The organism is Cryptosporangium arvum DSM 44712 (genome assembly GCF_000585375.1).
In the GTDB taxonomy this organism is placed as follows: domain Bacteria; phylum Actinomycetota; class Actinomycetes; order Mycobacteriales; family Cryptosporangiaceae; genus Cryptosporangium; species Cryptosporangium arvum.
Map to the genome: position 1 here is coordinate 7,559,491 of NZ_KK073874.1, position 12,110 is coordinate 7,571,600.

Below are 12,110 nucleotides of genomic sequence, written 5' to 3' on the forward strand. Positions count from 1 at the left end.
GCGTCATCCGTGGGTGACCCTACCGCTCGGGCGCCCCCCGCCGGCCGTTGTCCACACCCTCTTGAAAAAAGTGATATCACTTTGCTAGATTGGAGCTATCGACGGGAGGAGCCAGAGATGACAATCGACCAGCCAGTGGTGGAAATGCCGGCCCCGCAGGTCCGCGAGCGGCGCACCGACGGACTGCCCGGCATTCCGATCGCGCTCGTTCTGCTGATCGTGCTGCTGGGGTCGGCGGCGCCGATCATTTACGGCGCTCAGAACGCCCCCGGCGCCGGGCCGGTCACGCTGATCGTCCTCGGCGTGGTGGTGGCCCTGGCCGCACTGCTCGGCCTCTGCGGCCTCACCGCGGTGGCGCCTGGCGAGGCGCGGGTCGTCCAGCTTCTCGGCCGCTACACCGGCACGATCCGGGCCGACGGGCTGCGCTGGGTCAACCCGATCACCAACCGGCAGAAGGTCTCGACGCGGGTCCGCAACCACGAGACCGAGCTGGCCAAGGTGAACGACGCCGACGGCAACCCGATCCAGATCGCCGCCGTGGTGGTGTGGCAGGTCTCGGACACCGCGAAGGCCGCGTTCGAGGTCGACGACTTCGTCGAGTTCGTCGCGATCCAGAGCGAGACCGCGGTGCGTCACATCGCGAACAGCTACCCGTACGACGCCCCCGAGGACCAGCTCTCCCTCCGCGACAACGCCGACGAGATCACCGGCCGGCTCTCGGCCGAGATCGCGGCCCGCGTCACGGCCGCCGGCGTCGAGGTGATCGAGTCACGCATCACCCGTCTGTCGTACGCGCCGGAGATCGCCCAGGTCATGCTGCAGCGTCAGCAGGCCAACGCCGTGGTCGCCGCCCGCACGCGCATCGTCGAAGGCGCGGTGGGCATGGTGGAACTCGCCTTGAGCCGCCTCGCCGAGCACGACGTCGTCGAGCTGGACGAGGAGCGGAAGGCGACGATGGTGAGCAACCTGTTGGTGGTCCTCTGCGGTGATCGCGGCACGCAGCCGATCGTCAACGCCGGCTCCCTCTACTGATCGAGGGGCTACCCGATGGCCAGCGAGCGCAAGAAAATTCTTCTGCGGCTCGACCCGGCCGTGCACGACGCGCTGGCGCGGTGGGCCTCCGACGAACTGCGCAGCACCAACGCGCAGATCGAGTTCCTCCTGCGCCGGGCGCTCGGGGAAGCCGGCCGGCTTCCCCGCGAAGCGCAACGCATGCGCGGCCCCGGCCGCCCCCGCTCGGACGAGAACGACGAGAACGACGAGTCGTAGGAGGACCCCCATGGAAACCGAGACCTTCCTCCCCGCCAGGCTGTTCCTGCTCGCGTACGACCCGAAGAAGCAGCGCGTCGCGGGCGCCTGGCACCTGGGCGCGGTGCTGCGTGCCGCCGCACTGGCCGAACTGCAGTTCGCCGGGCACGTGGCGGACGAGAACGGCCGCGTCGTCGTGACCCACCACCGGCACCCCGCCCACGGCGACCCGGTGCTCGCCGACGAGTTCCTCCGCACCGTGCTGGAGGAGGTCGCGGCGAGCAACCGGCCGCGCAAGTGGCAGCACTGGATCGGGCGCCGCAACAGCGCCGCGGTCAAGCTGGTGCGTGAGCAGCTCGCCGCCGACCACACGATCAAAGCCGAGCGGCGGCGCGCGCTGGGGCTGATCCCGTACTGGACCGTGGCCCTGCGCGACACCCGCGCCCGCACCCGGTTCGCCGAGTCCGCGCGCCGGGCGCTGCGCGGGGGCGAGCCCCTCGAGCGGCTCGACCGGCGCGACGCCGCGGTGGTGGCGCTGGCCGCCAACGGCGACTTGAGGACCGTCGTCAGCGGCGCCGACCGGCGGAAGTACAAGCCGCGGGTCAAGGCGATGAGCGAGCTGGTCGGCCCGGTCGCCAAGGGCCTGAAGTCAGCTGTCCAGGCGGCTCAGGCGGCCGCCGCCGCGGGCTGACGTCACGCGGGTGCCTCGGCCGGCTCCTCGTCCTCGGCGGGGGGCTCGGCCACGAGCGCGGCCAGCGCGGTGGTGATCGGAACCGACGCCACCAGGCCGATCGTCCCGACCAGCGAGCGCACGATCTCCTGCGCCAACGACTGGCCGGTGACGAGCGAACCGAGGCTCTGCCCGCTGACCGAGATCAGCAACAGCAACGGCAACGACGCCCCGGCGTACGCGAGGACGATCGTGTTCACGGCCGAACCCACGTGCGCCCGCCCCACCCGGATCGCCGCCCGGTACAGGTCGAACCGGCTGCGCGGGGTGCGGGCCAGCTCGGACACGACCTCCGCCTGCGTGATCGTCACGTCGTCGAGCACACCGAGCGAACCGATGATGATGCCGGCCAGCAACAAGCCCCGCATGTCGACGCCACCCTCGACCGTGGCGAGGTAGACGCTCTGTTCGTCGCCGAGGCCGGTCAGCTCGGTGAGAGCGGTGAAGCCGGCGCCGAGCAGGCCGGTGAGCACGAGGCTCGCCAGCGTGCCGAGGATCGCCACCGACGTCCGCACCGACACACCGTGCGTCAGGTAGAGCACCGCGAACATGATCGTGCTCGAACCGACCACCGCGACCAGGAGCGGCGGCGAACCGTCGAGGATGCCCGGGAGCACGAACAGCAACAACACCGCGAAGCTGACGACGAGCCCGCCGATCGCCGCCAGCCCGCGCAGCCGCCCGAACCCGATCACGACCGCGGCCGCGAGCGCCACGAGCAGCCAGAGCGAGCCGGACCGCTGCTTGTCGACGATCGTGTAGCGGGCGGTGGAGTCGCCTTCGCCGCCCGACAGCACGACCAGCACCACGTCGTCGTCGGCGTGGACGACCGGAGCGCCGGGGCCCTGCGGCAGTTCGATCGTGACGGTCTGGCCCGAGCCGACCCCGTCGGTGACCTTGACCGTGGCCGTGCCGCAAGGGCCGGTGAGACCGGCGGCCTCGGCTTCGGCGGTGTCCGGGCAGGACTGCTCGACGACGCCGGTGATCGTGCCGGCGGCACGCTGCTGCTGGCCGCTGTCGCCGGTGCTGCTGCCGTAGTTGATCTGTCCGGGCCAGAGCCAGATCAGGCCGACGATCGTCGCGAGGATGGCCGGCACGAGGATCGCGATGACGGCCTTGCGCGTGCGCGCGGAGACCGGCGTGGTGGCGCTGTGGGTGTGGCTGTGGACGAGCTCGTCCTCTCGGAGCTCGGCTCCACGGGCGCCTCCGCTCTCCCGGTGCCCGTGTCCCGGCGCGCCCGACCCGGCACCGGCCGGCCCCATCCCCGCCGGCGCTGCTCCTGGCTGTCCTAGTCCGGCCCGCCCTGGTCCTGTCTGCCCTGGTCCTGTCTGCCCTGGTCCTGTCGGCTCTGGTCCTGCCTGGCCTGCTCCTGGCTGCCCTAGTCCTGACTGACCTGGTCCTGGCAGGCCCGCCGCCGCTGGTCCGCCGGCTGCGTACCGGCCGGCCGTGTGGTCGCCCCCCGCATACCCGCTGGCGCTGCGCTCATCAACCGCGGGCCCGCCCGCGGTGAGCCCGTCCGCGTACCCACCGGCCGCGTGCCGGCTCGCGTGACCGGGCTGCGCGTGACCGGACTGCGCGTGACCGGGCTCGGTGTAACTGGAGTTGCCACGTTCGGAGGCGGGGGGCGCCTGCTCGGGGCGCCTGGGCTCGGCGTAACCGGAACCGGCGTGGGTGGAAGTGGAGTAGCCAGGGTCGGCGTATCCGGAATCCGAGTAACCGGAACCGGAGCCCGAATGGCCGGGGTCGGCGTAGCCGGAGTTCGAGCGCCCCGCGCCGGAGTGACCGGGATCGGCATGACCGGCGCCGGCGCGGTTCGAGTCGGCATAACCGGGATCGGAATAGCCCGGCCCGTGGCGGCCGGTGTTGGGGTCGGCATAGCCGGCGGCCGACCCAGCGTGATTGGGATCGGCGTACCCCGAACCGGAGTGGCTCGACCCGGTGCGGCCAGCCTCGGGATGACCGGACCCTGAATGCGCCGGGCCCCTACGGCCGGACTCGGAGTAACCGGAACCAGAGCGGTCGGAGCCGTCGTGGCCGGAACCGGCGTAACCAGAGCCCGCGTGGCCGGAACCGGAGTAACCGGAGCCCGCGTGCCCGGAACCGGCGTAACCGGAACCCGCGTGGTCGGAACCGGAGTAGCCGGAACCAGAGCGGTCGGAGCCGACCTGGCTCGAGTCGGGGTAACCGGAGCCCTGATGGGTCGATCCGACATGGCCGGGGTCGGGGTAGCCGGGGGCCGCATGGGGGTAGCCCGGACCAGCGTGCGATTGATCCCACGCGCTGGGAGCGGAGGAAGGCTGGTCCCGTTCGGTGGGGTGGACCGGCACGGAGGCTCGGCCGGCGTTCGGATGGTCGGGCGGCGGCTGACCGGGATTCTGGAAGTTCAGCTGGTCATAGGTGCCCTCGGCGTACTGCGGCGCGTTGTACTGCGGCGACCCGTACTCAGACGGCTGGTACTGCACCCCGCCGCTCCCGTACGGATCTTCGCGCGGCGCGCCCTCGCCGTACGGATCCTCGCGGCGCGGCGCGTCGTCAGGGCGTCCGGGGACTCGGTCCTGGGGTGCGTTCCGGTCGGGTTGACCGTCGCGGTCTGTCCACTCCGGGAACTGGTTGGCCATGGCCGCTTCTCTTCCTGGGGACAGAGCGGTCCGACGCTATCAGAGCCCCATGAGCCCCAGGAGAACAACAGTCCCCCCCACCGCGCGACCGCCCCACAACCCCACGACCAGGAACATCCGGTCAAGACATCCGACGACGACGCCAGAACCACGCCGCACCGAACGCCAGAAGCCCCGCCCCACCCACCGCCGACCCCAGCGGAAGGAGATCGCTCATCCCCGCCCCGGACGCGTCACGAGCCTCATCCCCCACCGACACCGGCACCGGCACCGACGGGTCCACTCCCCCACGATCCACCCGCCCCGACGACTCCGGACCCCGGGAACCCACCCCCGACGACTTCGGCAGCGCCAGATAGGGAAACGCCCCCTCGAACGGCACGTCGTTCGCATCCACCCCGTCCCCCGCATCACCCGTCATCCGCCGCGTGATGTCCACGACGTCGTCGGTCAGCCGCCGTCCGTTCGGGAACCCGGCCCGATCTCCCGCCACCACACCGAGCCGTTTCGGCGACGTCGTCGGCAGGATCGACGTGTTCAGCCGCAGCTGCTCACTCGGAGAAACCCGCGCCGGCCGGTTCAGCCCGGCAACCCCGGTGAGAAACTCACGCGGCACCGCGACCGGCGACCGAGCATCCCCTGACGGCGACGAAGCGTTGAACCGGTCCCGGTCCCGAAGCGGGACGAACACCTCGTTCACCAGCGGCATCCCCAATCGCGACACCTGGACGTACTCCCCCGACGCCTCACGACGCGACGCCGTCGACCAGATCCCGATCACCGGGTCGCCGCCCCGGGTGACGCGCGACACCGGCACCTGGAGCGCGACCGAGTTGACGTTGTACGGCGCGAGCGTGTCGTCGCCGCCGGAAGAACCCTGGAAGACGCGCAGGTCGGCGAAGAACGGATCCTCGGCCTGACCGGCGAACATCGTGACGCCGTGCTGGGAGCGGACCACCCGGTCGCGCAGCGTCCGGTAGTCGGGCATCGACGCCTCGCCCACGTTCGACGGGGCGACCGGCAGCGCCTCCGCGAGCACGTCCACCCCGGTCCGCGACCCGTCCGCGGCCCAGCGGATCTCCTCCAGGCGGTAGGTCTGCCAGAAGTTGAGGTCCGGGTCGTCGAGGCCGGTGACCGGGCCGGTGGTGTAGCCGGACGTGTCCTCGTCGGCGTACTTGCTGGTGAACTGCCAGCGGTAGGTGACGTCGCGGTGGGCGTCGCCGTTGTTGTCGATGGTGATCTCGTAGCGGGCGTCGGTGGCGAACGGGTAGAAGGTCGGTCCGCCGGCCGGCTCCTCGAACGGGATCCAGTTGGCGATGAGCGTGACGCGGTCGGGCCGGTCGGGGCTGACGAACGCGTACAGGTCGGTGTTGTCGTACTGGGGCAGACCCGCGATCCCCGGCGCCTCGCGGTGGCTCGACGCCGACGCGGCGCCGGGGGTCAACACGGTCAGGGCCAGGCCGAGCGCGGCGAGTGTCCGGATCATCAGACGTCCTTCCGTGGGCGAGACGACCGCGACGCCCGCGACGTCGCATCACGGGTTCGCGACCGCTCGTCCCCCGGATGGGGGCGTGTCGTGTAGTTGACAAAACCGATCCAGGCGACTCGCCCCGGTTACCCGGGCCACACTTCGGTCAGGGCTGACCGGAACGGCAATACGATCCCGACATGACGGTGCCGTCGGAGAAACTCGCGCTGGCCGCCGGCTTCGAGCCGGCCGATCGGGAGCGTTGGCACGAGCTCGTGCTGGGTGTCCTGCGCAAGTCACGCGTCGCGGACGACGAGACGCCTCCCGGCGCGGTGGAGGAACTCCTCGCGACGACCACGTACGACGGGATTCGCGTGGCGCCGCTCTACACCGCGGCCGACGCACCGGCCGACCTCGGCGTCCCCGGGTTCCCCCCGTTCGTGCGGGGCAACCGGCGGCGTGACCTGACGGCCGAGAACGGCGAGCGCCCCGGCGGCTGGGACGTCCGCCAGCGGCACGCCGACCCGGACGTGGCCACGACGAAGGCCGCGATCGCCGCGGATCTGGAGAACGGGGTCACGTCGCTGTGGCTCGTGCTCGGCGACGAGGGCATCGCGGTCTCCGCGCTTCCCGACGTGCTGGAGAACGTCCTGCTCGACCTCGCGCCGATCTGCGTGGACGCCGGCGCCGCCACCCGTGAGGCGGCCGACGCTTTCCTCGCTCTGAACCCCACGACGACCGGCAACCTGGGCGCCGACCCCATCGGTCTGGCCGCCCGCACCGGAGCACCGGCCGACCTCGCCGTGCTCACCGACCTCGCACGACGCACCCGGGGCACCGCGATCCGCGCCGGGCTCGTCGACGCGACCCCCTACCACGACGCCGGCGGCTCGGACGCCCAGGAACTCGGCGCCTCGATCGCCACCGGCGTCGCCTACCTGCGTGCGCTCACCGACGCGAGCCTGAACGTCGAGGAAGCCCTCGGGCAGCTCGAATTCCGCTACGCCGCCTCCGCGGACCAGTTCCTCACGATCGCCAAGTTCCGGGCCGCGAGAAGGCTCTGGGCCCGGGTCGCCGAAGTCAGCGGCGTCCCGCACGTGCCGCAGCGCCAGCACGCCGTGACCAGCAGCGCGATGATGGCTGGCCGCGACCCGTGGGTGAACATGCTGCGCACGACCCTCGCCTGCTTCGGCGCGGGCATCGGCGGCGCCGACGCCGTCACGGTCGCGCCGTTCGACGCGGTGCTCGGACTTCCGGACGCGTTCTCCCGGCGCATCGCCCGCAACACCCAGTCGCTGCTCCTGGAGGAGTCCAGCCTCGGTCGGGTGATCGACCCGGCCGGCGGCTCCTGGTACGTCGAGAGCCTCACCGACGAGCTGGCCCGCGCCGCCTGGGACGTGTTCACCGGCATCGAGAAGGCCGGGGGCATCACGGCTGCGCCGATCGCCGACGACATCGCGACGACCTGGGCCGAGCGCCGCACGAACATCGCCCACCGCCGCGACCCCCTCACCGGCGTCAGCGAATACCCGAACCTCACCGAGAACCGGCCGACTCGCACACCCGCGCCGACGGCGAAGCGCGACGGTCTGCCGCAGGTCCGGTACGGCCAGGACTTCGAAGCCCTGCGTGACGCCGCCGACAACGCCGGCACCCGGCCGAAGATCTTCCTGGCCACGCTCGGTCCGCTCGCCGCCTACACCGCGCGGGCGACGTTCGCCGCCAACCTCTTCCAGGCCGGTGGCATCGAGACCGTTCTCGCCGGTCCGAACCTCTCCCCCGAGCAGCTGGCCGAGAGCTTCGCGGCCAGCGGGGCACGGGCCGCCGTGCTCTGCTCCACCGACAAGATCTACGCCGCCGACGGGGAAGCCGTGGCCACCGCGCTCACCGGAGCCGGCGCCGCGCGGGTTTGGCTCGCCGGCAAAAAAGGCACGCTGCCGAACGTCGACAATTATCTTTTCAGTGGTTGTGACGCGGTCGACGTGCTGACGACGACGCTCGACGACCTGGGGGTTACGCGATGACGATCCCGGACTTCTCGAACGTCGAGCTGGGCACGCCCGCCCCCGCGCCGGGCGAGCGGGCCGAGGCCCCGGTCTGGGACACCCCCGAGGGCATTCCGGTCAAGGCGCTCTACACCGCCGAGGACCTCGACGGGCTCGACTTCCTCGACACCTATCCCGGGATCGCCCCGTACCTGCGCGGGCCGTACCCGGCGATGTACGTCACCCAGCCGTGGACGATCCGCCAGTACGCCGGCTTCTCCACCGCGGCGGCGTCCAACGCCTTCTACCGGCGCAACCTGGCCGCCGGTCAGAAGGGCCTCTCGATCGCGTTCGACCTGGCCACGCACCGCGGTTACGACTCCGACCACCCGCGAGTCGGCGGCGACGTCGGGATGGCCGGTGTCGCGATCGACTCGATCTACGACATGCGCCAGCTGTTCGACGGCATTCCGCTCGACCAGATGAGCGTCTCGATGACGATGAACGGCGCCGTGCTGCCGGTGCTCGCGCTCTACATCGTCGCCGCGGAGGAACAGGGTGTCGCGCCGGAGCAGCTCGCCGGCACCATTCAGAACGACATCCTCAAAGAATTCATGGTGCGCAACACCTACATCTATCCGCCGCAGCCGTCGATGCGGATCATCTCCGACATCTTCGCGTACACGTCGCAGCGGATGCCCCGCTTCAACTCGATCTCGATCTCCGGTTACCACATCCAGGAGGCCGGAGCCACGGCCGACCTGGAGCTGGCGTACACGCTCGCCGACGGCGTCGAGTACCTGCGCGCCGGCAAGGAAGCCGGGCTCGGGATCGACAAGTTCGCGCCCCGGCTGAGCTTCTTCTGGGCGATCGGCATGAACTTCTTCATGGAGGTCGCGAAGATGCGGGCGGCGCGCCTGCTCTGGGCGCGGCTCACCCGCGACGCGGGCGCCGTGAACGCCAAGTCCCAGAGCCTGCGCACGCACTCCCAGACCTCCGGCTGGTCGCTCACCGCCCAGGACGTGTTCAACAACGTCGTCCGGACGTGCGTCGAGGCGATGGCGTCGACGCAGGGGCACACGCAGTCGCTGCACACGAACGCGCTCGACGAGGCGCTCGCGCTGCCGACCGACTTCTCCGCGCGCATCGCCCGCAACACCCAGCTGCTGCTGCAGCACGAGTCCGGCACCACGCGGGTCATCGACCCCTGGGGTGGTTCGGCCTATGTGGAGCGTCTGACCCACGACCTGGCCCGGCAGGCCTGGGGACACATCCACGAGGTCGAGGCGGCCGGCGGCATGGCGCGCGCGATCAACGAGGGCATCCCGAAGCTGCGGATCGAGGAAGCGGCCGCCCGCACCCAGGCCCGCATCGACTCCGGCCGCCAGCCGGTCATCGGCGTCAACCGCTACCGACCCGACGCCGACGAGCCGATCGAGGTGCTGCGTGTCGACAACGCCTCGGTGCGCCGGGAGCAGATCAGCAAGCTCGAGAAGCTGCGCGCCGAGCGTGATCCGCAGGCGGTCGAGTCCGCGCTGGCCGCCCTGACCAAGGCCGCCGACGCCGCGCTCAACGGCCATCGCGGCCCGGGCCTGGACGAGAACCTGCTCGCGCTGGCCGTGGACGCCGCCAGGCACAAAGCCACGGTCGGCGAGATCTCCGACGCGCTCGAGAAGGTGTACGGGCGCCACGCGGGTCAGATCCGTACGATTTCCGGCGTGTACCGGGATGAGGCGGGGGGTGCGGGGAACGTGTCCGCGGCCCGGGCCGCCACCGCGTCGTTCGAACAGGCCGAAGGACGTCAGCCGCGGATCCTCGTCGCCAAGATGGGGCAGGACGGGCACGACCGGGGTCAGAAGGTGATCGCGTCCGCGTTCGCCGACCTCGGCTTCGACGTCGACGTGGGTCCGCTCTTCCAGACCCCGGCCGAGGTGGCGCGCCAGGCCGTGGAGGCCGACGTCCACATCGTCGGGGTGAGCACGCTGGCGGCCGGGCACATGACCCTGGTGCCGGCGTTGCGTGAAGAACTCGCTGCGCTCGGCCGGGACGACATCATGATCGTCGTCGGCGGCGTCATCCCGCCTGCGGACGTGGAGCCGCTGGCCGCACTCGGTGCCTCCGCGGTGTTCCTGCCCGGCACCGTGATCGCCGACGCCGCCCTCGGCCTGCTGACCGAACTACGCACCCGCCTCGGCCACCCCGACCCGTCCGAAACCGCCCACCCGTGACGGTTGCTGCCTTCACCACCGCATTTACCGACGCCGCCCCCAGCGAGGTGACGGGGTCGGGCGCGGTGGCCCGGACCGCCGCACCGCAGCCAGAAGTCACGCGAACCACGACCGGCGCGGGGCGGGCGACGCCGACCGTGGACGAATACGCCAGGGCCGGGCGATGACCCGGCCGGCACCGGACGTGGACGAATACGCGCGGGGTGTGCTCGCCGGGGAGCGGGCCTGGATCGCGCGGGCGATCACGCTCGTCGAGTCGCGTCGGGCCGACCATCGCGTCGCCGCCCAGGAGCTGCTCACCCGGCTCACCGCGGCCGTGCAGGCACCGGTCGCCGGTCACGGCCCTGCGGTCCGCCGGGTCGGCATCACCGGCGTGCCCGGCGTCGGCAAATCCACGTTCATCGACGCGCTCGGCGTCACGCTCACCGCCGCCGGCCACCGGGTGGCGGTGCTCGCCGTCGACCCGTCGTCCACCCGCACCGGCGGCAGCATCCTCGGCGACAAGACCCGGATGGCCCGCCTGTCCGTCGACGAGAACGCGTTCGTTCGACCGTCCCCCAGCGCCGGCACGCTGGGCGGGGTCGCGAAGGCCACCCGCGAGGCGATGGTGATCGTCGAAGCCGCCGGCTACGACGTCGTCCTGGTCGAAACCGTCGGCGTCGGCCAGTCCGAGACCACGGTCGCCGAGATGGTCGACTCGTTCCTGCTGCTCACGCTCGCCCGCACCGGCGACCAGCTCCAAGGCATCAAAAAGGGCGTACTGGAACTGGCCGACGTGATCGCGGTGAACAAAGCCGACGGCCCGCACGTCCGGGACGCCCAGAAGGCGGCCCGCGAACTGGCCGGCGCGCTGCGCCTCCTGCACGGCGAACGCGACGGCTGGGACACCCCGGTGCTGACGTGCAGCGCGTCGGAGGGCACCGGGCTGACCGAAGTCTGGGACCAGATCGTGCGCCACCAGGACTCCCGGTCGGCGTCGGGCGCGTTGGAGGCCCGCCGGCGCGAACAACAGGTGCGCTGGGTCTGGACGATGGTGCAGGATCGCCTGCTCGCCTCGTTGCGCGACGATCCGCGGGTGGCCGAGCTGGCCCCGAAGGTCGAGCAACAGGTGGCCGAGGGAACGCTGACCCCGGCCTTGGCCGCCGAGGAAATCCTGGCCGCGTTCAACCGGCGGTGACGGACCGCGCTCCGGGCCGGGCGCGGCGCCCGGCCGAACTCGAGGCTCGTGATCGAAGCGGCGGTCACTCCGTGACGGTGGCCGCCGCGCGGCGGGCACTCCGCCGGGCGGCGGCGGTCGGCACGCGGCCGCGGCTCAGGCGGCGGCGGAGAACCCGCACCCACGGCGACCAGTGCCGCGGCCGGCCCACCGCCCCCGTCGAACTCCGTTCCGCGTTGTCCAGCGCGTCCTCGATCAACGCGTCGTGCAGCCAGCGGATCGCCACCGGCCACAGCAGGTGCATGCGGCCGTGGATCGTCGCGTCGCACTCGTGCACCAGGCGCACCCGGTCGTCGGCGAGGGACTCCACCCGGAACTCGTGGTACCCGCGCACGCCGATGGCCGGATCGAACGCGCAGCGCACCCTCCGCCCCGGTTCGTACTCCACCACCGAGTACCGGATCGAGCTGTGGCCACCGGTCGCGCCCACCGCGAGGGGGCGGTCGAACACCAGCGGGGGCCAGCGCTTCGGCCAGAACTCGTCGTCGGGGGAACCCAGGCCGTCGACGAGCGGGGCGACGGCGTCGGGCGGGACGGGCAGTTCGCGGACGTGGACGTTGCGCACGCTGGCCTCCATACGGTGCCGTACGGCTCTCACCGTACGGTAGCGTACGGGG

The 12,110-nt window shown here is 71.8% G+C and carries 9 protein-coding genes; 6 read left to right on the forward strand and 3 right to left on the reverse strand.

The annotated features are described in order from the left end of the window. The first annotated feature begins 117 nt into the window (after positions 1-117). From CRYAR_RS34325 to CRYAR_RS34335, 3 genes are read left to right on the forward strand one after another with little or no spacing between them, the layout of a single operon-like run. On the forward strand, positions 118-1,032 hold the full coding sequence (locus CRYAR_RS34325) for an SPFH domain-containing protein (protein WP_035857358.1): 915 nt from the start codon (positions 118-120) through the stop codon (positions 1,030-1,032). Positions 1,033-1,047: 15 nt separating this feature from the next. Then, on the forward strand, positions 1,048-1,269 hold the full coding sequence (locus CRYAR_RS34330) for a type II toxin-antitoxin system antitoxin (protein WP_035857359.1): 222 nt from the start codon (positions 1,048-1,050) through the stop codon (positions 1,267-1,269). Between the two features lie 10 nt (positions 1,270-1,279). After that, on the forward strand, positions 1,280-1,939 hold the full coding sequence (locus CRYAR_RS34335) for a GOLPH3/VPS74 family protein (RefSeq protein WP_035857362.1): 660 nt from the start codon (positions 1,280-1,282) through the stop codon (positions 1,937-1,939). Between the two features lie 2 nt (positions 1,940-1,941). Here CRYAR_RS34335 and CRYAR_RS34340 read toward each other — a convergent pair whose 3' ends face one another. Then, positions 1,942-3,240 (reverse strand): YibE/F family protein, encoded by a 1,299-nt coding sequence (locus tag CRYAR_RS34340; RefSeq protein WP_084701330.1) that lies wholly within the window; start codon positions 3,238-3,240, stop codon positions 1,942-1,944. 1,477 nt (positions 3,241-4,717) lie between these two features. Then, positions 4,718-6,082: a DUF4331 domain-containing protein gene (locus tag CRYAR_RS34345; protein WP_084701332.1), complete on the reverse strand. Its 1,365-nt coding sequence runs from the start codon at positions 6,080-6,082 to the stop codon at positions 4,718-4,720. A 182-nt stretch (positions 6,083-6,264) separates the two neighbouring features. On the opposite strand from CRYAR_RS34345, the gene CRYAR_RS34350 reads away from it, so the two are divergent. From CRYAR_RS34350 to meaB, 3 genes are all read left to right on the forward strand, one after another. Beyond that, a complete protein-coding gene (locus tag CRYAR_RS34350; protein WP_035857364.1) occupies positions 6,265-8,088 on the forward strand; it encodes a methylmalonyl-CoA mutase family protein in 1,824 nt (607 codons plus the stop codon). Continuing rightward, the gene (scpA, locus tag CRYAR_RS34355; RefSeq protein WP_035857366.1) at positions 8,085-10,277 is read left to right on the forward strand and encodes a methylmalonyl-CoA mutase; all 2,193 of its coding nucleotides are present in this window, start codon (positions 8,085-8,087) and stop codon (positions 10,275-10,277) included. The genes CRYAR_RS34350 and scpA overlap by 4 nt, the downstream gene beginning before the upstream one ends. A gap of 163 nt (positions 10,278-10,440) precedes the next feature. After that, entirely contained in the window at positions 10,441-11,454 is a 1,014-nt protein-coding gene (gene meaB, locus CRYAR_RS34360) for a methylmalonyl Co-A mutase-associated GTPase MeaB (protein ID WP_035857368.1), read from the forward strand. A 64-nt stretch (positions 11,455-11,518) separates the two neighbouring features. Here meaB and CRYAR_RS34365 read toward each other — a convergent pair whose 3' ends face one another. Continuing rightward, the gene (locus CRYAR_RS34365; RefSeq protein WP_211247776.1) at positions 11,519-12,058 is read right to left on the reverse strand and encodes an SRPBCC family protein; all 540 of its coding nucleotides are present in this window, start codon (positions 12,056-12,058) and stop codon (positions 11,519-11,521) included. Positions 12,059-12,110: the final 52 nt, after the last annotated feature.